21 protein-coding genes and 1 pseudogene are annotated in these 20657 nt (G+C 74.4%); 14 read left to right on the forward strand and 8 right to left on the reverse strand.

Features of this window, described 5'->3' with window-relative positions; translation table 11 throughout:
• Window positions 1–27: 27 nt before the first annotated feature.
• Together ACQPY0_RS21325 and lysS are read left to right on the forward strand one after the other, a co-directional pair.
• Window positions 28–903: a patatin-like phospholipase family protein gene (locus tag ACQPY0_RS21325; protein WP_432991489.1), complete on the forward strand. Its 876-nt coding sequence runs from the start codon at window positions 28–30 to the stop codon at window positions 901–903.
• 142 nt (window positions 904–1045) lie between these two features.
• Window positions 1046–2500, forward strand: a complete 1455-nt coding sequence (lysS, locus tag ACQPY0_RS21330) for a lysine--tRNA ligase (protein ID WP_432995319.1) — start codon at window positions 1046–1048, stop codon at window positions 2498–2500.
• Window positions 2501–2648: 148 nt separating this feature from the next.
• Here lysS and ACQPY0_RS21335 read toward each other — a convergent pair whose 3' ends face one another.
• Both ACQPY0_RS21335 and ACQPY0_RS21340 read right to left on the reverse strand, forming a co-directional pair.
• The gene (locus ACQPY0_RS21335; protein WP_432991491.1) at window positions 2649–3215 is read right to left on the reverse strand and encodes a hypothetical protein; all 567 of its coding nucleotides are present in this window, start codon (window positions 3213–3215) and stop codon (window positions 2649–2651) included.
• A 135-nt stretch (window positions 3216–3350) separates the two neighbouring features.
• Window positions 3351–3923 carry a TetR family transcriptional regulator gene (locus ACQPY0_RS21340; RefSeq protein ID WP_432995321.1) on the reverse strand — a complete coding sequence of 191 codons (573 nt, stop codon included), beginning with the start codon at window positions 3921–3923 and terminating at the stop codon, window positions 3351–3353.
• Between the two features lie 117 nt (window positions 3924–4040).
• Here ACQPY0_RS21340 and ACQPY0_RS21345 point away from each other — a divergent pair, with 117 nt between their 5' ends.
• The gene (locus tag ACQPY0_RS21345) at window positions 4041–5501 is read left to right on the forward strand and encodes an MFS transporter (protein WP_432991493.1); all 1461 of its coding nucleotides are present in this window, start codon (window positions 4041–4043) and stop codon (window positions 5499–5501) included.
• On the opposite strand, the gene ACQPY0_RS21350 is transcribed toward ACQPY0_RS21345, so the two are convergent.
• The 3 genes and pseudogenes from ACQPY0_RS21350 to ACQPY0_RS21360 all read right to left on the reverse strand — a co-directional run.
• The gene (locus ACQPY0_RS21350; RefSeq protein WP_432991495.1) at window positions 5498–5911 is read right to left on the reverse strand and encodes a substrate-binding domain-containing protein; all 414 of its coding nucleotides are present in this window, start codon (window positions 5909–5911) and stop codon (window positions 5498–5500) included. The genes ACQPY0_RS21345 and ACQPY0_RS21350 overlap by 4 nt on opposite strands.
• Window positions 5830–6252 carry a hypothetical protein gene (locus ACQPY0_RS21355; RefSeq protein ID WP_432995958.1) on the reverse strand — a complete coding sequence of 141 codons (423 nt, stop codon included), beginning with the start codon at window positions 6250–6252 and terminating at the stop codon, window positions 5830–5832. The genes ACQPY0_RS21350 and ACQPY0_RS21355 overlap by 82 nt, the downstream gene beginning before the upstream one ends.
• A gap of 184 nt (window positions 6253–6436) precedes the next feature.
• Window positions 6437–6706, reverse strand: a pseudogene (locus ACQPY0_RS21360) (hypothetical protein); the annotation flags it as partial.
• Here ACQPY0_RS21360 and ACQPY0_RS21365 point away from each other — a divergent pair.
• The 8 genes from ACQPY0_RS21365 (at window position 6627) to ACQPY0_RS21400 (ending at window position 14109) form a co-directional block, all read left to right on the forward strand.
• Window positions 6627–7400, forward strand: a complete 774-nt coding sequence (locus tag ACQPY0_RS21365; protein ID WP_432991497.1) for a PmoA family protein — start codon at window positions 6627–6629, stop codon at window positions 7398–7400. The pseudogene ACQPY0_RS21360 and the gene ACQPY0_RS21365 sit on opposite strands and share 80 nt — an antisense overlap.
• Window positions 7397–7975: a polysaccharide deacetylase family protein gene (locus ACQPY0_RS21370; protein WP_432991499.1), complete on the forward strand. Its 579-nt coding sequence runs from the start codon at window positions 7397–7399 to the stop codon at window positions 7973–7975. Before ACQPY0_RS21365 ends, ACQPY0_RS21370 begins: the two co-directional genes overlap by 4 nt.
• 265 nt (window positions 7976–8240) lie before the next feature.
• Window positions 8241–9830: an ABC transporter substrate-binding protein gene (locus tag ACQPY0_RS21375; RefSeq protein ID WP_432991501.1), complete on the forward strand. Its 1590-nt coding sequence runs from the start codon at window positions 8241–8243 to the stop codon at window positions 9828–9830.
• On the forward strand, window positions 9827–10801 hold the full coding sequence (locus ACQPY0_RS21380; protein WP_432991503.1) for an ABC transporter permease: 975 nt from the start codon (window positions 9827–9829) through the stop codon (window positions 10799–10801). The genes ACQPY0_RS21375 and ACQPY0_RS21380 overlap by 4 nt, the downstream gene beginning before the upstream one ends.
• Window positions 10794–11672 (forward strand): ABC transporter permease, encoded by an 879-nt coding sequence (locus ACQPY0_RS21385; RefSeq protein ID WP_432991505.1) that lies wholly within the window; start codon window positions 10794–10796, stop codon window positions 11670–11672. Before ACQPY0_RS21380 ends, ACQPY0_RS21385 begins: the two co-directional genes overlap by 8 nt.
• Window positions 11669–12580 carry an ABC transporter ATP-binding protein gene (locus ACQPY0_RS21390; protein ID WP_432991507.1) on the forward strand — a complete coding sequence of 304 codons (912 nt, stop codon included), beginning with the start codon at window positions 11669–11671 and terminating at the stop codon, window positions 12578–12580. Before ACQPY0_RS21385 ends, ACQPY0_RS21390 begins: the two co-directional genes overlap by 4 nt.
• A complete protein-coding gene (locus ACQPY0_RS21395) occupies window positions 12577–13242 on the forward strand; it encodes an ABC transporter ATP-binding protein (RefSeq protein ID WP_432991509.1) in 666 nt (221 codons plus the stop codon). Before ACQPY0_RS21390 ends, ACQPY0_RS21395 begins: the two co-directional genes overlap by 4 nt.
• Before the next feature lie 126 nt (window positions 13243–13368).
• Window positions 13369–14109, forward strand: coding sequence for an enoyl-CoA hydratase/isomerase family protein (locus tag ACQPY0_RS21400; protein ID WP_432991511.1), 741 nt, complete (start codon window positions 13369–13371; stop codon window positions 14107–14109).
• Here ACQPY0_RS21400 and ACQPY0_RS21405 read toward each other — a convergent pair.
• Complete coding sequence (locus tag ACQPY0_RS21405; RefSeq protein ID WP_432991513.1) at window positions 14106–14690, reverse strand: TetR family transcriptional regulator; 585 nt, start codon at window positions 14688–14690, stop codon at window positions 14106–14108. The two genes, ACQPY0_RS21400 and ACQPY0_RS21405, sit on opposite strands and share 4 nt — an antisense overlap.
• A gap of 11 nt (window positions 14691–14701) precedes the next feature.
• Complete coding sequence (locus ACQPY0_RS21410; protein WP_432995323.1) at window positions 14702–15676, reverse strand: aldo/keto reductase; 975 nt, start codon at window positions 15674–15676, stop codon at window positions 14702–14704.
• A 117-nt stretch (window positions 15677–15793) separates the two neighbouring features.
• On the opposite strand from ACQPY0_RS21410, the gene ACQPY0_RS21415 reads away from it, so the two are divergent.
• The 3 genes from ACQPY0_RS21415 to ACQPY0_RS21425 are packed head-to-tail and all read left to right on the forward strand — an operon-like array spanning window position 15794 to window position 19876.
• Window positions 15794–16402 (forward strand): DUF4232 domain-containing protein, encoded by a 609-nt coding sequence (locus tag ACQPY0_RS21415; RefSeq protein ID WP_432991515.1) that lies wholly within the window; start codon window positions 15794–15796, stop codon window positions 16400–16402.
• Between the two features lie 16 nt (window positions 16403–16418).
• On the forward strand, window positions 16419–17621 hold the full coding sequence (locus ACQPY0_RS21420; RefSeq protein ID WP_432991517.1) for an MFS transporter: 1203 nt from the start codon (window positions 16419–16421) through the stop codon (window positions 17619–17621).
• Window positions 17618–19876: an ATP-binding protein gene (locus ACQPY0_RS21425; RefSeq protein WP_432991519.1), complete on the forward strand. Its 2259-nt coding sequence runs from the start codon at window positions 17618–17620 to the stop codon at window positions 19874–19876. The genes ACQPY0_RS21420 and ACQPY0_RS21425 overlap by 4 nt, the downstream gene beginning before the upstream one ends.
• On the opposite strand, the gene ACQPY0_RS21430 is transcribed toward ACQPY0_RS21425, so the two are convergent.
• The gene (locus tag ACQPY0_RS21430; protein ID WP_432991521.1) at window positions 19854–20519 is read right to left on the reverse strand and encodes a hemerythrin domain-containing protein; all 666 of its coding nucleotides are present in this window, start codon (window positions 20517–20519) and stop codon (window positions 19854–19856) included. The genes ACQPY0_RS21425 and ACQPY0_RS21430 overlap by 23 nt on opposite strands.
• Window positions 20520–20657: the final 138 nt, after the last annotated feature.

Raw genomic sequence — 20657 nt, forward strand, 5'->3', positions numbered from 1 at the left:
ACCGGCCAGGACGGGTTAGCGTCGCGTATGACCAGAGCGCTGGTGCTCGGCGGCGGCGGGATGACCGGCATCGCCTGGGAGTTCGGGATCCTCGGCGGGCTGGCGCGCGCCGGCCTCGCGCTGGACGGCGCCGACGTGTTCGTCGGCACCTCGGCCGGCTCGGTGGTCGGCACGGTGCTCGCCGCCGGCATCGACCTGGAGGCGGCGGTGGCCTACCAGCGCAGCGCGAGCCCGGCCCCGCCCGTGGACATCACTCCCGCCCTGGCCGCGTTCGCGCTGCTGGCCGACCGCTCGATCACCCGCGCCGAGGCGATGGCCAAGGTCGGCGCGATGGCCCTGGCCGCGCCGACCGAGGACGAGGCGGCGCACGTCGCCCGGCTGGCCGCGCAGCTGCCGGTTCGCGACTGGCCGACCGGCGACCTGCGCATCACGGCCGTGGACACCGAGGGAGGAGAGCCGATCGTCTTCGATCGGGATTCCGGTGTACCGCTGGAGCTTGCCGTCGCCGCCAGCTGCGCGGTGCCGTGCGTCTTCCCGCCGATCACGATCGGCGGGCGGCGGTACATGGATGGCGGGGTTCGTTCGGGCACGAACGCCGACCTGGCCGGCGCCTGGTCCGGGTCGGTCGCCGCGCAGCGTCATCGAGCCGGATCCGGCGACGTCGGCGATGACGTCGCCGCGATGATCGTCGTCGCCCCCATGGGCGCCCTGCTGCGCCCGCTCATCGACCGCGAGATCGCCAAGGCCGGCGCGGCCCGCAGCCTGGTGATCGAGCCGGACCCGGATGCCGTGGAGGCGATCGGCCCCAACGTGCTCGACCCGTCCCGGCGCGCCGCGGCCGTGGACGCCGGCCTGCGCCAGGGGGAGGCCCTGGCGCAGTCGGTCCGCGAGGTCTGGGGCTGATCTTGACGGCGGGCACGTGCGAGGCGGGGCGCCGGGTCGTTGATAACCTTGCCGGGTTTGAGCCCACCGCTGTGACTTGAGGGATCCCGCCGCCGTGAACTCCGTGCCGCCCGCCGACGAGCAACTCGACCTGCCCGAGCAGATGAAGGTCCGCCGGGAGAAGCGGGCGAAGCTCCTGGCCGACGGCCAGGAGGCGTTCCCGGTCGGCTACGAGCGCACGGCGACCCTCAAGCAGCTGCGGGAACGCTTCGCGGACCTGCCGAGCGACACCCGGACCGGCGAGCGCGTCGGCATCGCCGGCCGGGTGATCTTCATCCGTAACACCGGCCGGCTGACCTTCGCCACGCTGCGCGAGGGCGACGGCACCGAGCTGCAGCTCATGCTCTCCGCCGACGAGGTCGGCGCCGACAGCCTGGAGGCCTGGAAGCGCCTCGTCGATCTCGGCGACCACGTCGGGGTCGAGGGAGAGGTGATCACCAGCCGGCGCGGCGAGCTGTCCGTGCTGGCCGGCCGCTGGGCGATGACCGCGAAGGCGCTGCGCCCGCTGCCGGTCGCGCACAAGGCGATGAGCGAGGAGTCCCGGGTCCGCCAGCGTTACGTCGACCTGATCGTCCGGCCCCAGGCGCGCGAGATGGTGCGGACCCGGGCGGCGGTCGTGCGCAGCCTGCGCGAGACGCTGCACGACCGGGACTTCATCGAGGTCGAGACGCCGATGCTGCAGCTGGTGCACGGCGGCGCCGCGGCCCGCCCGTTCCTCACCCGCAGCAACGCCCTCGACACCGACCTCTACCTGCGCATCGCCCCCGAGCTGTTCCTCAAGCGCGGCGTCGTCGGCGGCATCGAGCGGGTCTTCGAGATCAACCGGAACTTCCGCAACGAGGGCATGGACTCGACGCACTCGCCCGAGTTCGCGATGCTCGAGGCCTACCAGGCCTACGCCGACTACAACACCATGGCGGACCTGACCCGCGACCTGGTGCAGCACGCGGCCCTGTCGGTCTACGGCTCGCACGTCGTGCGTCACGCCGACGGCACGGAGTTCGACCTGGGCGGCACCTGGCGGTCCGTGACGCTCTACGGCTCGCTCGGTGAGGCGCTCGGCATCGAGGTGAGTGTCGACACCCCGCGCGCGGAGCTGGAGAAGTTCGCCGAGGCGCACGACCTGCGCGTCGACCCGAAGTGGGTCGACGGCAAGCTCGCCGAGGAGCTCTTCGAGGAGCTCGTCGTCCCGGGCCTCGTCGCGCCGACGTTCGTGCGCGACTACCCCGAGGACACCTCGCCGCTCACCCGGGCGCACCGCGAGCGGGCCGGTCTGACCGAGAAGTGGGACCTCTACGTCCGCGGGGTCGAGCTCGCGACGGCCTACTCCGAGCTCGTCGACCCCGTCATCCAGCGGGAGCGGCTCGTGGCGCAGGCCCGCCTGGCCGCCCTGGGCGACAGCGAGGCGATGCGGCTCGACGAGGACTACCTGCGCGCGCTCGAGCACGGCATGCCGCCCTCCGGTGGCCTCGGCATGGGCATCGACCGCCTGCTCATGGTGCTCACCGGCCTCGGCATCCGCGAGACGATCCTCTTCCCGCTCGTCCGGCCCGAGTGAAGGCGCAGGCCCCGCCGAGAATGTGACGGCTGTTTCGCGCCGGTGAATATGGGCGTCCGGCGATGTAGCGTGAACCGCGCGAACGAACGAGGGCCCGGCCACCGCCTTGGCCGGGTCCTCGTTCTTTTCCTGGGGGATTCAGTAGTGCTCAGATGAGCCAGCGGTTGCGCTGGACGAGGGGGAGCTTGGCCCACCAGCGGCCCAGGCCCCAGGTCTGGCCGGCGTAGGCGGCGGCGAGGACGATGGTCGCGATCGCGTACACCACGTGGTAGTCGGTCAGCGGGTTCGTCGAGCCGCTCGCGAGCGGGAACTCGGCCAGCCACATCATGGCCATGATCAGCGTGGCCGAGCCGGCCGCGATGCGCATGCCGATGCCGGCGATGAGCGCGACGCCGATGCCGAGCATGCCGAGCATGAACAGCCAGTTGGCGTACCAGGTGCCGGCGATGGTGTGGAAGAAGCCCTGCAGCGGTCCGGCGTCCACCGAGGCGAGGAAGCCCTTGGTGGGGTTGCCGCCGTGGATCCACGCCTTGGCCGACGGGGTCGAGTAGCCCAGGCCGAAGGTCTTGTCGAGGAACGCCCAGAGGAAGACGAACCCGGTGGCGTAGCGCAGCACCGCGAGCGCGCGGGCCGCCGTGCGGGTGAGCATGCTGCCCGGGGCCTCGACCCGCTCGAGGTGGTTCGCCTGGGTGTGCTGAATGTGCGAGGTGCTCATCTCCGGCCTCCTGCCGCGCTCTGTCTTACGCACTCAGAGTGCGCCTCGCGGAGTTCGATCGCCGGTGCCGAAGCGCTCGACCGGGCGGGACCAAAGGCCCGTCCTGCCGAGGGACCTACTGGCGCCCGGGGGGACCTACTGGCGCGACAGGAGGGCGGTCACGAGGTCGCGCAGCGGAGGGGACAGCTCGGCGCGGGTCGCCGACTGCAGCGGCTCCATGGCGCCGACCGAGCGCAGCAGCACGATGCCCAAACTCGCGGCCAGGACCATCTGGGCGCGCAGCAGCAGCGCGTCGTTCCCGGGCACCCAGCCCGCGGCGGCGGCGAGGCGCTCGGCGGAGGTGTGCAGGACGCCGCGGCGGATCTCGTCGGCCCGCTCGTCGCCCGAGGTGCGCAGCAGCAGCATGAGCTGGCTCGGCGGGCCGTCCGGGCCCACGCGCTCGACCTGGGCGGCGATCACGTCCGGTATGTCGTCCAGGGTGACGGCGCCGGTCTCGCGGCGCAGCTCGTCGACGGCCGCGGTGAGACAGGCCTCGAACAGGCCCTCCTTGGACTCGAAGTACCGCCCGATGAGCGCCACGTTGACGCCGGCCTCCTCGGCGATGTCCCGCAGGGTCGTCGAGCTGTAGCCGTCCCGGGCGAAGCGGCGCCGGGCGGTCTCCAGCAGCAGCCCCCGGGTCTTGACGGCGTCCCGGCGGCGGATGGGCATGGCGTTCACCAGGCCACGGTACCTGGCGGGCGAGTGATGTAAACCATTGTTGACTTATGTCAAGGAACTGTCATACGGTTCAAGTCAACATTTGTTTACTTACTCATCGAGGATGTCATGACCGACACAAGGCGGACCGGCCGCCACGCCAACAGCACCCTCGTGGTGCTGTTCCTGTCGCTGGGTGGCCTGGCCTACGCGGTGCTGCAGTCGCTGGTCGCGCCGGCGCTGCCCGTCATCGCCAAAGACCTCTCGGCCTCCACCGGCGACATCAGCTGGGTCCTGACGGCCTACCTGCTCGCCGCCTCGGTCCTCACGCCGATCCTGGCCCGCCTCGGCGACATGGTGGGCAAGCGCAAGGTGCTGCTCGTGGTGCTGGTACTGCTGGCGATCGGGACGCTCATCGCCGCGCTCGCGCCCAACCTCGCGGTCCTCGTCGCGGCCCGCTCCCTACAGGGTGCGGCCGGCGCGATCCTGCCGCTGTCGATCGGCATCGTCCGCGACGAGCTGCCCCGCGAGCGCGTCGGCGTCACCGTCGGGCTGCTCTCGGCCATCTTCGGCATCGGCGCCGGGCTGGGCATCGTGGCCGCCGGGCCGATCGTGGACCACCTGTCGTGGCAGTGGCTGTTCTGGCTGCCGCTGATCCTCATCGCCGTGGCGCTGGCCGGCGTCGCGTTCGGCGTGCCGGAGTCGCCGGTGCGCACCCCGGGCCGCCTCGACATCCTCGGCGCCGTCATCCTCTCCGCCGGCCTGGTCGCCCTGCTGCTGGCGATCAGCAAGGGCCGCGAGTGGGGCTGGGTCGAGCCGAAGACCCTTGGGCTGCTGATCGGCGGTGCGGTACTGCTGGTGGTCTTCGCCCTCGCCGAGCTGCGCATCCGCGAGCCGCTCATCGACATGCGCCTCGTCGGCATCCGCGGCGTGTGGACCACCAACCTCGTCGGCCTGACCTTCGGCTTCGCGATGTTCGGCACGTTCCTGCTCATCCCGACGCTGCTGGAGCTGCCCACGGCGACCGGCTACGGCTTCGGCAAGACGGTCTCCGACGCCGGGCTGTTCCTGCTGCCGACGACGCTGATGATGCTGGTCTTCGGCCCGCTGTCGGGTCTGCTGGAGCGCCGCTTCGGCCCGAAGGTCCCGCTGACCCTCGGCGCGGTCGCGGTCGTCGTCGCCTTCGCGATCCCGGCGCTGACCCACAGCGCGCTGTGGCACCTGCTGCTGTCGGGCGTGCTCACCGGCGCCGGCATCGGCCTGGTCTTCGCGGCCATGTCCAACGCCATCATCGAGACCGTGCCGGCCACCCAGACCGGCGAGGCGACCGGCGTCAACGCGATCGTGCGGACCATCGGCGGCAGCATCGGCAGCGCGGTCGTCGCCGCCGTCGTCGCCTCCGACACCACCGCGAGCGGCCTGCCGACCGACCACGCGTTCACCACCGGCTTCTGGGTCTGCTCCGGCGTCGCCGTCCTGGCCGTGGTCGCCGCGCTGGCGCTGCCGGGCGCTCGCCGGCGCCACGACGAGGCGGTCGCCCACGGCGTCGAAGACCTGCCTGCCGAGCCGGAGAACGCGACGGCCCGTTAGCCGGCTCCCTCCACAGTGGAGAATCGCACCGGGCTCGCCAGGATCGACACGGCGAGCCCGGCAGATCGACGACCAGAAGCGTCCGGAAACTTTCCGGAAATTCGCGGCAACCTTTCCCGGGCCCGGTGTGGAAGTTTCACGCGGGTGCGGCGGTGCTCTCCCGCACGACGAGCTCGGTGGCCAGCTCCACCCGGGGAGGCTCGACCGGCTGCCCGGCGCAGCACCATCTCGGCGGCGGCGCGGCCCATGCCCGCGAACGGCTGGCGCACCGTGGTCAGCGGCGGGCCGCTCCAGCGCGCGCTCTCGACGTCGTCGAAGCCCACGACGCTCAGGTCCGCCGGGGCCCGCCGGACGGCCCGGCGAGCGGCCTCGTAGACGCCGGGCGCCTGCAGGTCGTTGCCGCACAGCACGGCGGTCGGCCGGCCCGGTCGGCCGGCAGCTCACCGCCCAGGGTCAGGCCGTCGTCGAAGGCGAAGGCGCCGCTGCGCACCAGGGCCGGGTCCAGGGTCACGCCCGCGGTCTCCAGCGCCGCGCGGGCAGCCTCCAGCCGCGCCCGGGAGCACATGTACGCGGCCGGCCCGGTGATCACCGCGATCCGCCGGCGGCCCAGGTCGATCAGGTGCCGGGCGGCCGCGATCCCGCCGCTCCAGTTGGTCGCGCCGACCGGCTCGCCGGTCGGGTCGAGCACGACCAGGGGCACGCCGCTGGCGCTCAGCTGCTGGTGGTACTGCCCGCGATACTGCGAGTGCACCGCGATCACGCCGGTCGGGCGGCGGCTGAGCAGCAGGTCGGCGGTGCGCCGGCCGACCCGCGGGGCCTGCCCGCGCAGGTCGGTGTAGCCCGCCGTGAGCCCGCGCGAGCGCGCTGGTCGCGTCCGTGCGCCGGTAGCCGTGCTCGCGCAGCAGCGCCTCGACCCGCTCCCGGGTGTCGATCGCGATCCCGCAGCGACCGTTCAGAACTTTCGAGACCGTCGGCGCCGACACGCCGGCCAGCCGCGGGTTCGACCCGGACACGCCCGCATTCCAGGCGCGGCGGGGTTGGCATTGACGAACGTTGGTCACGCTCGTAATGTGCGGAAATATTTCCGGAACCCTGCCGAATGTTTCGAAAACTCCGGGAGGTGGCGTGGGTAACGCGCCGGGCACCGTGACCCCGCCCGCCGGCCTCGACTTCGCGCTGTCACAGGACTCGTGGCTGCGCGTCACCTGGCGCGGCCGGGAGCTGTTCCGCTACGTCTACCGCCCCGACGAGCCCCTGTCCGAGTCCCCGCGGCCCTACCTGCACCCGCTGCGTACGCTCGGCGGATGCGTGGTGAGCGTCGACCGCCCGCACGACCACGCCCTCGCCCGGGGCCTGTCCCTGGCCCCGGGCGAGGGCGGCCAGCGCCACGCGCGCTTCGAGGTCCTCAACGCCGGCGACCGGACGCTGCGCTGCGTGCAGCGCCTGAGGTGGCTGGCCCCGGACGGCCGCGAGGTGGCCACCGAGCGGCGCGGGCTGGTGGTCACCGTGCTGCCGCACCGGGCCGCCTGGCGCCTGGACGTCGACACCGCGCTGGACCGCGCCGTCGAGCTGGACGGCGGCCTGTTCTGGCGCGGCCCGCGCGGCTTCGAGGGCGGCACCGTGCGCACCCCCGCGGCGAAGGGCGGCGACGACCTCGACGGCGTCCGCGCGCCCTGGATCGCCTTCAGCGGCCGGCACGACGGTGACGGCAGCCTCTCCACGGTGCTCATCACCGACGATCCGGACCATCCGGCCGAGTGGTTCGTGCGCAGCGAGCGATACGCGGCGCTGGGTGCCCGTCGCGCGGTCGCGCCGCGACTGCGCTACAGCGTCGTCGTTGCCGACGGCGAGCTCGACGCCGCGCAGTGCGCGCAGCTCGCGGGGGAGTGCGGCGCATGACGGGGTACGTGGCGCTCACCTTCGACGACGGCCCGGACCCGGCCGGCACGGCGGCGCTGCTCGCGGCGCTGCGGGCCGGCGGCGCGCGGGCCACGCTGTTCGCGATCGGCCGTAACGCCCGCAGCCACCCCCGCCTGCTGCGCCGCGCCCGCAACGCCGGCATGTGGATCGGCAACCACAGCTGGTCGCACCCGGACCTCACCCGCCTGACCCCGGCCCGGACCCGCGCGGAGCTGCGCCGCACCCAGGCGGTCCTGGGCCGGCTCAACGGCACCGCGCCGCGGCTGTTCCGCCCGCCCTACGGCGAGACCGGCGACGCCGTGCGCTCCATCGCCGCCGGGCTCGGCCTCACTGAGGTGCTCTGGGACGTCGACTCGCGGGACTGGGCCGGCGCCGACGCCGACGAGATCGTCGCCGCCGCCGAGCGGCTGACCGACGGGCAGGTCATCCTCATGCACGAGCGATACCCCGCGACGATCGCCGCGGTGCCGCGGATTCTGGCGGCCCTGCGCACGCGGAACCTGCGCCCGGGCCGCATCGACGAGGCCACCGGCCGGGCGGTGGCCGGGGAGTAAGCCGGCGGGGATTCAGACGCGGCGGGCGTGGTGCTGGGGCTCACCACGCCCGCCGTCCCCTGGTGGCTGAGGACCATCGCGCTGGGCGCCGCCGCGCCCGTTATCGCCCACGAGGTGCCAGTCTTCCGCAGTTGCCAGTAAGTTGCAACAAGATCGTCATCACGTCGCCACGTTATTGCCACCAATGTGCAAGTGCGGCATGTTCGCATGATGTGGCGGGCGGCGAGCCCGCCGTCCCTGGCGGATACGACCTCGGAGTACATGGATGCGCAGAACCCTTCGCCGACTCGCCGCCGCCGCCGGCGCTGCCGCGGTCCTGGCCGCGGCCGCGTGCTCGGCCGATCCCGCGCCGGCGCAGTCCGCCTCGGCCGGCACCATCGTGCTCGCCACGGCGGGGGAGCCGGACACGCTCAACCCGGTGCTGAACTACGGTGTCGACGGCGCCTCGCTCATCTTCGACGGGCTCGTCACCCGCGACGCCGGCAACCAGCTCGTCCCCGCTCTGGCCCGGGAGCTGCCCACGGTGTCGGCCGACGGCCGAACGGTGACGGCGAAGCTGCGCGACGGCGTCGTCTTCCACGACGGGTCGCCGTTGACCGCCGCGGACGTGGTCTTCACCTACCAGGCTGTCATGGACCCGAAGGTCGACTCGACGCTGCGCTCCGACCTCGACATGCTCGAGTCGGTCAGCGCGCCGGATCCGTCCACGGTGGTCTTCGCGCTGAAGTACGCGTACGCGCCGTTCCCGCAGCGCCTCGCGCTGGGCATCGTGCCGGCGAAGGCGTTGCAGGGGCAGGACATCAACAAGGCGGCGTTCAACCAGAAGCCGGTCGGCACCGGACCGTACAAGGTGGACAGCTGGACCGCCGGGGACCGCCTCGTACTGAGCGCGAATGAGCGGTACTTCGCCGGCAAGCCCGCGAACCAGCGGGTCGTCGTGGCGTTCGTCGCCGACGACAACGTCCGGGCGCAGCGGGCCCGGGCCGGCGAGTTCGACGTGGCCGAGCTGGCCCCGAAGCTCGCCGCCGGCTTCGACACCGTGTCCGGGTTTCGGGTGGAGCGGGTCTCCAGCGCCGACTACCGCGGCATCATGCTGCCGATGGGCAACCCTGTCACCGGCGACGTCGCCGTGCGCCGCGCGCTCAACGCCGGTGTCGACCGGGCCGCGATGGTGACCGGCGTCCTCGGCGGCGCGGGCGAGCCGGCGTACGGGCCGATCCCGCCGACGTCACCGTTCTACGAGGCCGCCACCGCCGGCAAGCCCGCCGCCGACGCCACGGCCGCCGCGGCCCTGCTCGACGCGGCCGGCTGGGTCACCGGCGCCGACGGGGTGCGGGCCAAGGCCGGCCAGAAGGCCGCGTTCACCGTCATGTACCCGGCCACCGACAGCCTGCGCAAGGAGCTCGCCCTTGCGTTCACCGCTGACGCGAAGAAACTCGGCATCCAGGTCAACCCGGAGGGCCTGACGTGGGACGCGATCACGCCGCGGATGAAGGCCGACGCGCTCGCCATGGGCTGGGGCACACCGTACGACCCGGACTTCACCTCCTTCAAGCTGTTCGGCTCGAAGTTCGCGGGCGAGGCGTACTTCAACCCGGGCTTCTACAACTCCCCGGAGACCGACAAGGCGCTGCAGGACGGCCGTGACCACGCCGACACCGCCGCCCGCAAGGACGCCTACGGCCGGCTGCAGCGGCAGCTCGCCGCGGATGTGCCATGGGTGTTCCTGACGTACCTCAAGCACACCTACGTCGTGCGGAGCACGGTCAGGGGCGTGCAGCCGCGGGTCGAGGCGCACGAGCACGACGTCGCCAACAGCCTGTGGTGGAACCTGCACACCTGGACGAAGGCGTGAGCAACGCCGCGCGGGTCGTGCGGCGGCGACTGCTCGTCGCCGTCCCCGTCCTCGCCGTCACCAGCATGGGCATGTTCGTCCTGGGCGCGGCGTCGCCGTACGACCCGGCGCAGCAGTACGCCGGAGCCGCTGCCTTCACCGCGACCGAGGAGAACCTGGCCCAGCTGCGGGCGAACTGGGGCGTCGACGACCCGCTGCCCGTGCAGTACTGGCGCTGGATTACCAACCTCCTCCGCGGTGATCTCGGCTGGTCCACCAGCCGCCACGAGCCCGTCACGTCCGTGCTCGCCGCCCGGTCCGGCTGGACGCTCCTACTCGTCGGCGCCGCGCTCGCCCTGGTCCTCCTCGCCAGCCTCGCCCTCGGCACGCTCGCGGCGTATCGGCGCGGTGGGCTGCTCGACCGCGGGCTGCGCGCGGCCGCGTACGCCGTGGAGGCGATGCCCGTCTTCTGGCTCGCGCTCGCCGCGATCACCGTGTTCGCCCTCGCGCTGGGCTGGTTCCCGGCCGGCGGGCTCACCGACATCGCCGCCGACGGTACCCATCCCGCCGACGTCGCCCACCATCTCGTCCTGCCGGTGACGGTCCTGGCGATCTCTCAGGCACCGTGGTTCCTGCTCTTCGTCCGCGACGCCGTCGCGGACAGCCTCCGCGACGACTACGTCCTCGCCGCTCGGGCCCGCGGCCTGCCCGGCCGGGTCGTGCTGTTCGGCCACGCGATGCGCACCGCGCTGCTGCCGTTCCTCACCCTCATCGGCACCCACCTGCCGGAACTCGTCGGCGGCGCAGTCCTCGTCGAGACCGTCTTCTCCCTGCCCGGCCTCGGCGCGGTCACCGTCCAAGCCGCCCTCGGCAGCGACTTCCCGCTCCTGGCCGCGACCACCCTCGTCACCACCGCCGTCGTGCTCACCGCCAACCTGCTCGCCGACCTCGCCTACACCGCCGCCGACCCCAGGGTGCGCCTCGATGGCTGACAAGGCACTGGTACCGCGCGCCGCCCGGCGGCCGCTGCGATGGCTACGACCCGGAACCCGCGGCGCGACCGCCGCTGGAATCGTGCTCACGGCAGTCCTCGTCGCCTGCCTCCTCGTGCCGCTGATCTGGCCGCTGGACCAGAGCGCCGTCGCGCTCGACCGCATCAACCAGCCGCCCTCCTGGACGCACCCGGCCGGGACCGACGACCTCGGCCGCGACGTCGCCCACCGCACCCTCTACGGGCTGCGCGTCTCGCTGCTCGTCGGCGCGGTCGCCGCCCTCGTCGCCGCGCTCATCGGCGGCGCCGTCGGTGCGCTCGCCGGCACCGTCGGCGGCTGGACCGACCGCATCCTCATGCGGATCGTCGACACCGTCGCCGCCCTGCCCCACCTGCTGCTGGGCATCTTCATCGTCGCCATGCTGCGGCCCAGCCTCGGCGCCGTCGTCCTGTCCATCGGCCTCACCCACTGGCTGTCCACCGCCCGGATCGTCCGCGCCGAGCTGCTCTCCCTGCGCACCCGCCCCTTCATCGACGCCGCCATCGCCGGCGGCGCCGGCCGGGCCCGGGTGCTCACCCGGCACCTCCTGCCGCACGTCCTGCCGCGCATGGCCCTCGCCACGACGCTCATGATCCCCCACGCGGTATGGCACGAGACCGCCCTGTCGTTCCTCGGCCTCGGCCTGCCCCCGCACCTCGCCTCCCTCGGCAACATGATCAACGACGGGCAGCGGTCCCTGCTCACCGGCGCCTGGTGGGCCAGCCTCACCCCCGGCGCCGCCATCGTCGTCGTCACCCTCGCCGTCGCCGCGCTCGCCGCCCACTGGCGCGACCGCCTCGACCCCCGCGTCCGAGCGGAGCTGCAACTATGACCACCCAGCCACCGGTCCTGTCCATCGACGGCCTGCACGTGCGGTTCCGGCTCCGCGACGCCGTCGTCCACGCCGTCACCGACCTCGCACTCACCCTGCACCGCGGCGAGCTCCTCGCCGTCGTCGGCGAGTCCGGCTGCGGCAAATCCGTCCTCGCCCACGCCGTCCTCGACCTGCTGCCCGCCAACGCCACCGTCACCGGCACCGTCTGCTTCGGACCACACAACTCACCCGTCCGGGACCTGCGCGGCCGCCACGTCGGCCTGATCCCGCAGAGCCCGGCGACCGCCCTCACCCCGGTCCGCACCGGCCGCACCCTGCTCGCCGAGACGCTGAAGGTCCACGGACGCCCCGCCACCGACGCCGACCGGGTCGCCGCCGAGGCGGGCCTCGACCCGGACGACCTCGCCCGGTACCCGTTCGAGCTCTCCGGCGGCATGGCCCAGCGGCTCGCCACCGCCCTGGCCCTCGCCCCCGACCCGGCGGTCCTGATCGCCGACGAGCCCACCGCGGGCCTCGACCGTCTCCTCGTCGACCACACCCTCGACCTGCTGCGCCGCCGCTGCGACAACGGATCCGCCGTGCTGCTCATCACCCACGACCTCGCCGCCGCCGAACGGGTCGCCGACACCGTCGCCGTCATGTACGCCAGCCGCATCGTCGAGCACCGCCCCGCGGCCGAGCTGTTCGCCGCCCCGGCCCACCCCTACACCGCGGGCCTGCTCGACGCCCTCCCCGGCCGGGCGTTCCGGCCCATTCCCGGCCACCCGCCGATGCTCACCGCCCTGCCCGCCGGGTGCCCGTTCGCGCCGCGCTGCGCCCACACCGACGACGCCTGCACCGTCCAGCCCGCCACCGCCGACGGTGCGGCCTGCCACCACCCGCTCACCCGGGCGGGCGCCCGATGACCGGCTCCCCCGGACTCGCCGCACACGACATCACCGTCGCCTACGGCCGCCACACCGTCCTCGACCGGGCCAACCTGCACATCGCGCCGGGCGAGACGGTCGGCCTGCGCGGCCCGTCCGGCTGCGGCAAGTCGACCCTCGTGCGCGTCCTGGCCCTGCTGCACCGGGCCGACCGCGGCCACATCAGCATCGACGGAGAACCCGTCACCGGTACTCGCTTCAGCGTGCCCGCCGCCATACGCATCCGCATCGGTGTGCTCTTTCAGAGCCCGCGCGCCGCCGCCGATCCCCGCCTCAGCCTCGCCGAGCTCATCGCCGAGCCGCTGCGCGCGCTGCGCCGCCCCGCCGATGCGGTCGCGCCGCGGGTGGCCGAGCTCGCCGACGCCGTGGGGCTCACCCCGGACCTGCTGCGCCGCCGGCCGCACGCCGTCAGCGACGGGCAGCTGCAACGGGCGTGTCTGGCCCGCGCTTTGGTCCATCGGCCCGGCTACCTGCTCTGCGACGAGGCCACCACCATGCTCGACGCCTCCACCCAGGCCCACGTCGCCGCCGTCATCACCGAGCATCAGCGCCACCACGGCACCGGCGTCCTGCTCGTCACCCACGACCCGGCCCTCATGGACCGCTGGGCCGACCGCATCCTCGAAGGGATCCCGACGTGACAACCTCCCATGACGGATCTTCCGGGCGCGAGTTGTGAGCCGATCGGCAGCCGGGTGCCCGCGCACGGCGCCGTGTTCTACCGCGTGAGCCGGTGCTGACCCGGTCGGGAGGGGTACGGTCGCTGAGTGATCGACGTCGAGGAGCACGGCGCGGTCCGCGTCGTGCGCATGCACCACGGCAAGGTCAACGCGCTCGACCTGGAGCTGCTGACCGCGCTGCGCGACACCTTCGCCGCCCTGCGCGGCCGGGCGGTCGTGCTGACCGGCGCGGGCCCGTGCTTCAGCGCCGGCGTGGACCTGCGCCGGGTGCTGGACGGCGGCGCACAGTACACGGCCGCCTTCCTGCCCGCCCTCGGCGCCGCGTGCCGCGCGGTCTTCGGCCACCCCCGCCCGGTCGTCGCCGCGGTCAACGGCCACGCCATCGCCGGCGGCTGCATCCTGGCCGCCGCGTGCGACCGCCGTTTCATGTCGGGCGGCACGATCGGCGTGACGGAGCTCGCGGTCGGCGTGCCGTATCCGACCGTGCCGATGGAGGTCCTGCGCCACGCCACCGGCCACCACGCGAACGACCTCGTGCTGTCGGCCCGCACCAGGTCCCCGGCCGAGGCCGTCGGCACCGGCCTGATCGACGCCGTGGTCCCGCCCGCGCAGCTGCTGGAGCGGGCCCTGGCCGAGGCGGACCGCCTGGCCGTGCTGCCGGCCGAGACGTTCGCGCTGACCAAGGCCCAGCTGCGCCGCGACGCCGTGGAGCGCATGGACGAGCACGAGCCGGTCGAGACCGCGCAGATCCTGGCCGGCTGGACCGGGCCCGAGCAGCGCGCCGCGATCGCCGCCTTCCTGGACGCCCTGGCGAGCCGCTCCCGCTAACCGCCGGGGCGCAGGCCGTTGACGACGAGCGCGCAGACGCCGGCGAACAGCTCGTCGCGGTCGTCGCGGCGCCACTCGGCGACGTGGGCCGGGTGGTGGAAGGCGGCGGTCGCCGCGAACACCGCGCGGGCCGCGGCCGCGGGGTCGGCGGCGGCGAAGTCACCCGCGGCCACCCCGGCGGCCACGATCGTCTCCAGCTGGTGCAGCAGCGCCGCGACGTGCTCGGCGGCGACCGCGCTGTTCTCCTGGGCCAGCACGCCGTAGGTCGCGAACAGCTCGGGATCGGTCCGGGCCGTGCCGCGCTTGGTGTCGTACAGCGCGCGCAGCCAGGCGTGCAGGCGCTGCGGCGGCGGGCGGTGCGCGTCGGCGGCGAGGCCCGCCAGCTCGTCGTGCGCGCGGCCCAGCCAGCGGCGGGTCACCGCCTCGCGCAGCGCCGTCTTCGAGGGGAAGTGACGGTACACGGCCGCGTGGCTGACGCCCAGCGCCCGGGCGACGTCGACCACGGTCGCCTTCGCGGGCCCGTAGCGGCGCAGGACGTTCTCCGTGGCGAGCATGATCGTCTCGGCGTCCAGCGCGGCCATCACCGCCGACCCTAGCGCTCGCTGTCGAGCATGGCCATCAGCGGTGCCGCGTAGCGGGTGCCGGCGACGGCGCCGTCAGGCACCGCCTCCTCGATCGCGGCCAGCTCGGCGTCGCTCAGGGCGATCCCGGCCGCGGCCACGGCGTCGGGGACGCGGCCGGGGCGGCTCGCGCCGACCAGCGCCACGATCCGCTCGCCGCGGGACAGGACCCAGGCGACGGCGAGCTGCGCGACGCTCACGCCGCGGGCCCGCGCGATCGGGCGCAGGCGCTCGACGAGGGCCAGGTTGGTCTCGAGGTTGCCGGCGTGGAACCAGGGCAGGTGGCCGACCTCGCCGCCGCCGGTGTACGCCCCGGTGAGCAGGCCGTGCGCGAGCACTCCGTAGGCGGTCACACCGATGCCGAGCTCGCGGCAGGTCGCCAGGATCTGCCGCTCGACGCCGCGGCTGAACAGCGAGTACTCGATCTGCAGGTCCGCGATCGGGTGCACCGCGTGGGCCCGGCGGATGCTCTGCGCGCCGACCTCGGACAGGCCGATGTGGCGCACCCAGCCGGCCTCGACCAGCTCCGCGATCGCGCCGACGGTGTCCTCGATCGGGACGGCGGGGTCGAGCCGCGCGGGGCGGTAGATGTCGATGTGGTCGGTGCCGAGGCGCTGCAGCGAGTAGGCGACCGCGCTCCTGAGGTACGCCGGGCGCGCGTCGATGCCGACGAACCGGCCGGCGGGATCGCGCAGGGCGCCGAACTTGTCGCTGATCACGACGCGGTCGCGGCCGGCCTCGCGCAGGGCCTTGCGGATCAGCCACTCGTTGTGGCCGGTGCCGTAGAAGTCGGCGGTGTCGATCAGGGTGATGCCGGCGTCGATCGCCGCGCGGATCGTGGCCACGCTGACGGCGTCGCGATCGGGGTCGGGGGTTCCGGCGGACATCGGGCCGCAGCCGAGACCGATCGAGGGCACGAGCGGGCCGTCGGTGCCGAGTCGTCTCATCTCCACCCGGGGACCGTACCCCGGAGATGTTACAGGTTACAAATTTTGTAACTCAACACTCGTGGATGTTCCTGGGTGCCGCGCCTCGGGTAACCGGAAAGCCAGGAGGAGGTCACCATGACGCGACGTAAGCTTGCGCTGACCATCGCCCCGTTCGCCCTGGTCCTGACGGCGGCCGGCTGCTCCGGCGACGCCGGGGACACCTCGGCGGCGCGGTCGACCGGCCCGGCGACAGCCCAGGCCGCCTCGGCCCCGCCGCAGTCCGGCGGGGCCGGCCCGAGCGAGGACGGCGGCTCCCGGCGTTGCCACTCCGGCGAGATCGGGCTGAGCGCCCAGGACGCGCCCGGCGGCGGGGCGGCGGGCAGCGTGTACGGCTGGATCCTGCTGACCAACACGTCCGCGCGGACCTGCACGCTGTTCGGCTACCCGGGCGTCTCCTGGGTCACCGGCGCGTCCGGGCAGCCGGTCAACCAGCCCGCCGAGCGGGACCGCGGCACCGAGCCCAAGCTCGTCACGCTCCAGCCGCGCCAGGCCGCGCACGTGCTCGTCCACTGGGGACAGCCGGGCAACTTCCCCGGCTGCGGGCCGGTCCAGGTGGCCGGCTACCGCGTCTACCTGCCCGACGAGACCGCCGCCGGCTTCGTCCCGTGGCCGGTCCAGGAGTGCTCCGCCGACGGCGTCAACCGCGCCACCGTCGGCCCGGTGGTGGCGGGAACGTCGGAATAAGGTCACCATACGGCGCGTGAACCTTACGCGCGGTCCCGGTTTGGCGCCCGTCCTGCTCTCGTACGCCGCCTTCGCTCTCGTCGGCCTCAACGCGGGCGTCGGCGGTGTCCTCATCCCGGCGCAGATGGCCGACTACGGCGTCGACGAGGCCACCATCGGCGTCACCTTCTTCACCTCCTCGGCCGGGTACATGGCGGCCGGTGCCACCGCCGGGGCGCTGCTGCACCGTCTCCACGTGCGCATGGCCCTGGTCATCGGCGTCGCCGCCTATGCCGCCGGCGCGCTGGTGATGGCGGCCCGGCCTGCGTTCGCCGCGCTCGTCGCCGTGCAGTTGCTCGTCGGCTACGGCACCGGCATCCTCGAGTCGATCCTCAACGTCTTCCTCACCGAGCTGCCGAACTCGACCACGCTGCTCAACCGGCTCCACGCCTTCTTCGGCGTCGGGGCGCTGCTCGGGCCGCTGCTGGCGGCCTGGCTGCTGCAGTACCTCGACTGGACGTCGGTGTGGCTGGTGCTCGCCGCGCTGTGCGTCCCGCTGGGGGCCGGGTTCCTCATCGCGTACCCGCGCCGAGCACCGGCCGCGGAGCGCTCCGCCGACGCGCCCCACCCGCCCGGCGGTGGCCTGCGCGACGCGGTGCGCAGCCCCGCCGTGGTGCTCGGCTCGCTCTTCCTGGCCGTGTACGTCGGGCTGGAGATCGGCGTCGGCACGTGGGCGTTCACCTTCCTGGTGCAGGAGCACGGCGAGCCGGACGTCGTCGCGGGGTACACGGTCAGCGGCTACTGGCTCGGGCTCACCCTGGGCCGCTTCCTCATCAGCCCGGTCGCCACGCGTTTCGGCATGCGCCCGGCCGGCATGGCCACCACGTGCCTGGCCGGCGTGACGGCCGGCTCGGCGCTGCTGTGGGCCGCCCCGACCGCCCCGGCCGCGACCGCCGGCTTCGTGCTGCTCGGCTTCTTCCTCGGCCCGCTGTTCCCGACCGCGATGGCGGTCGTGCCGCAGCTGGTGCCGCCCGCCCTGGTCGCCACCGCCATCGGCGTGATGAACGGCGTCTCGCTGCTGGGCGGCGCGGCCCTGCCGTGGCTGGCCGGCTGGCTCGCCCAGCACGTCGGCATCTGGACCCTCATGCCGTTCGCCGTGGTCCTGTCGCTGGTCCAGCTCGCCGTGTGGCGGCTCATTCCGGCCCGGGCCGAGCGCCGTGCGGCCACAATGCCCACATGAGCGAGTCCTTCGGCGAGCGGCTGCGCGGGCTGCGGGAGCGGCGCGCCCTCACCCAGGAGGAGCTGGCCGAGCGGGCCGGGCTCAGCGTCAACGCGATCGGGTCGCTGGAGCGGGGGCTGCGCCGCCGCCCGTACCAGCACACCGTCCGCGCCCTGGCCGCCGCCCTCGGCGTCGACACCGCCGAGCTGCTGTCCCCGGCTCCCGCCCCGGCTTCCGCGCCCGCCCGGGCCTCCGCCTCCGCGCCCGCGTTGATCGGCCGGGACGCCGAGGTCGCCACGGTGACCGCGCTGCTGCGCCGGCGGCGCCTCGTCACGCTCACCGGGCCGGGCGGCGTCGGCAAGACCAGCCTGGCCCTGCGGGTGGCGGAGACGGCCGGGTTCCGGCACGGGTACGCCATCGCCGAGTTCGCCGCCCTCCGCGACCCGGACCGCGTCCTCGACACCGTCGCCGGCCTGCTCGGCATCGCCGAGCAGCGCCGCCGGGGCGGTGTCCTCGACGCGCTCGCCGCGCACCTGGCCGGCCGGGCGATGCTGCTCGTGCTCGACAACCTCGAGCACCTGCCCGGCTGCGCGGCCGGCATCGCCGCGCTCGTCGAGCGCTGCCCGGACCTGGCCGTCCTGGCCACCAGCCGCTCCCCGCTGCGGGTGCGGGCCGAGCACGAGGTCGTCGTCGAGCCGCTCGAGGTGCCCGACGCGTGGGCGGTCGCCGCCGGCACCGGGGACGTCGCCCGGGCCCCGGCCGTGGCCATGTTCCTCGACCGGGCGGCCGCGATGGGCGCCCCGCTGCAGGTCACGCCGGACAACGCGGCCACGCTCGCCGCCATCTGCTGGCGCCTGGACGGGCTGCCACTCGCCCTGGAGCTGGCCGCCGCGCGCGCCCGCGTCCTGGAGCCCGCCGCCCTGCTGGAGCGCCTCGACCAGGCCCTGCAGCAGCGCGGCGGCCCGCGCGACCTGCCGGAGCGCCAGCAGAGCGTCCAGGACACCGTCGACTGGAGCCACGACCTGCTCGACCCGGCCCCCCGCGCGCTGTTCGCGCGGCTCGCGGCGTTTCGCGGGCCGTTCACCCTGACGGCGGCCGAGGCGGTCGGCGACGGCGACGTGCTGGGCGACCTCGGCGCGCTCGTCGAGCAGTCCCTCGTCGCCCGCGCCCCGGCCACGCCCGGCGGCGACACGCGGTTCCGGCTGCTGGAGCCGATCCGGCAGTACGCGCTGCGCCGCCTCGCCGCCGGGCCCGACGCCGCCGCGGCCGCCGACCGGCACGCGCGCCACTTCCGCGCGGTCGCCGCCGACGCCCGCCCCGGCCGGCGGGGCGAGGACCTGCCGGTGGTCCTCGACGCCCTGCAGGCCGCGCACGCCGACCTGGCGGCCGCCGTCGAGCGCCTGCTCGCGACCGACCCGGAAGCGGCCGCGGCCATGATCTGGGACCTGTGGCTGTACCTCGCGCTACGCGGCCACGCCGCCGAGGGGCTGGCCTGGCTCGCCACCGCCCCGGACACCCCGTGCGCGATCGCCGCCGCGGCCGTCCTGTCCTACGCCCTCGGGGACCTCCCCGCGGCCCGGGCCAGGGCCGCGGCCGCCTTCGAACGCGCCGAACCGTGGATGTTCGCCGAAACCGCGGCGATCACGGCGCTCGCGGCCGTGTACGTCGGCGACACGGACACGGCCGAGCGGGTGCTGGCCACCGTGCCCGATCGGTTCGCGGGGGATGAACGCTTCGCGGGGGATCGGTCGGCGGGAGCGCTGCTGCACGGCGTCCGCGCCCAGGTCGCGATCCTCGCCGGGGACCTCGGTGCGGCGTCCGCGCGGCTCGACGACGCCGAGGCGACCGCTCGCGACGGCGGCAACCCGTTCGCGATCGCGACCATCCTCAACATGCGGGCCACCGTCACCGAGACCGCCGGCGACCATCGGACGACCGCCCGGCTGCTGGCCGAGTCGGTCGCGCGGTCGGTGGCGGCGGGGAACCAGTGGAGCCTCGCCTACGCCCTGCCGGCCCTCGCCGCCGTCGCCGCGCGCCTCGGCGAGCTCGAGGCGGCGGCGCGCCTGCTCGGGGCCGTCGCCTCGGCCGGCGCGACGACGGTCACGGCCGGCGGGCGGGTGCCCGCGTCGCGCCGGGGCGCGGCCGGCGACGCCGAGGCCGTGCGGGCCGCGCTCGGCGAGGCGGCCTTCCAGGCGGCGTTCGAGGACGGGCGCCTGCTCGGCCCCGAACGCCTCGCCGAGGTCGCCGCAGCGGTCAGCCGGCGCGCAGGCGGGTGACGTGGGTGCGGTACTGCCGCGCCCCCGCGGTGCGCAGGAAGAAGCGGATCGGGGCCGGCACCGCGGCCAGCAGCGCGGCCCGCTCGTCCGCGGTCGCCCCCTCCAGCATGGCGCCGAAGACCAGCGGCAGCTGCCGGCGCGGGGTGGCGTTCTTGCCGTGCTCGGCCAGCGCCGCCCACTCCGCCGCGCTCACGTGCCGCGTCACCAGCGGCAGGATCTCGCGCTCCTCCAGGTCCAGGTGCACCAGCAGCGCCTCGCGCAGCCCGTCCACCGCCGCCGCCAGCCGCTCGCCGGCCGCCGCCGTGAGCGTCGCCGACCACGCGCGCAGCGCCTCCGCGGCCGCGTCCGCGCGCTCCTCGATCCCGTGGTGCTGCTCCTGCATGGTGTGCACCAGCGCCGCCGCGGGCGCCGCCCGCCGCAGCAGCAGTGGCCACAGCAGCTCGTCCTCGCCCGAGTGGTGGGCGTGCAGGAAGCCCAGCACGAATCCGGTGTGCTCGGCCACCACCCGCACCCGGGCCGCGTCGCCGCTGGCTACGGCCCGGGCCAGCCCGGGGATCGCCGCCAGCTCGCGGCGGAACACGCGGTGGATGACCACCATCTCCTGAGTATTCGGCAGCGCCTGGGCGCTCGTCGTCGATGTCATGCGACGAGCCTGCGCGCGGCGGGCGCCCGAACCCACCAACGGTGCCCGCACACTGCCCACACAGTACGGAGGATGTGGATCCCGGTCAGCGGCCTCTTCACCCGCAGCATGCCCCCGTACGAGCGCGGTTAGCGGTAC

Origin of the sequence: Dactylosporangium sp. CA-233914 (genome assembly GCF_050942935.1) — a bacterium.
GTDB lineage: Bacteria > Actinomycetota > Actinomycetes > Mycobacteriales > Micromonosporaceae > Dactylosporangium.

Excerpts from the sequence above, each read along its gene's own strand:
- ACQPY0_RS21325 (WP_432991489.1), top strand. The coding sequence starts at position 28 with ATGACCAGAGCGCTGGTGCTCGGCGGCGGCGGGATGACCGGCATCGCC.
- lysS (WP_432995319.1), top strand. The coding sequence starts at position 1,046 with ATGAAGGTCCGCCGGGAGAAGCGGGCGAAGCTCCTGGCCGACGGCCAG.
- ACQPY0_RS21335 (WP_432991491.1), bottom strand. The coding sequence starts at position 3,215 with ATGAGCACCTCGCACATTCAGCACACCCAGGCGAACCACCTCGAGCGG.
- ACQPY0_RS21340 (WP_432995321.1), bottom strand. The coding sequence starts at position 3,923 with ATGCCCATCCGCCGCCGGGACGCCGTCAAGACCCGGGGGCTGCTGCTG.
- ACQPY0_RS21345 (WP_432991493.1), top strand. The coding sequence starts at position 4,041 with ATGACCGACACAAGGCGGACCGGCCGCCACGCCAACAGCACCCTCGTG.
- ACQPY0_RS21370 (WP_432991499.1), top strand. The coding sequence starts at position 7,397 with ATGACGGGGTACGTGGCGCTCACCTTCGACGACGGCCCGGACCCGGCC.
- ACQPY0_RS21375 (WP_432991501.1), top strand. The coding sequence starts at position 8,241 with ATGCGCAGAACCCTTCGCCGACTCGCCGCCGCCGCCGGCGCTGCCGCG.
- ACQPY0_RS21385 (WP_432991505.1), top strand. The coding sequence starts at position 10,794 with ATGGCTGACAAGGCACTGGTACCGCGCGCCGCCCGGCGGCCGCTGCGA.
- ACQPY0_RS21390 (WP_432991507.1), top strand. The coding sequence starts at position 11,669 with ATGACCACCCAGCCACCGGTCCTGTCCATCGACGGCCTGCACGTGCGG.
- ACQPY0_RS21395 (WP_432991509.1), top strand. The coding sequence starts at position 12,577 with ATGACCGGCTCCCCCGGACTCGCCGCACACGACATCACCGTCGCCTAC.
- ACQPY0_RS21405 (WP_432991513.1), bottom strand. The coding sequence starts at position 14,690 with ATGGCCGCGCTGGACGCCGAGACGATCATGCTCGCCACGGAGAACGTC.
- ACQPY0_RS21410 (WP_432995323.1), bottom strand. The coding sequence starts at position 15,676 with ATGAGACGACTCGGCACCGACGGCCCGCTCGTGCCCTCGATCGGTCTC.
- ACQPY0_RS21415 (WP_432991515.1), top strand. The coding sequence starts at position 15,794 with ATGACGCGACGTAAGCTTGCGCTGACCATCGCCCCGTTCGCCCTGGTC.
- ACQPY0_RS21425 (WP_432991519.1), top strand. The coding sequence starts at position 17,618 with ATGAGCGAGTCCTTCGGCGAGCGGCTGCGCGGGCTGCGGGAGCGGCGC.
- ACQPY0_RS21430 (WP_432991521.1), bottom strand. The coding sequence starts at position 20,519 with ATGACATCGACGACGAGCGCCCAGGCGCTGCCGAATACTCAGGAGATG.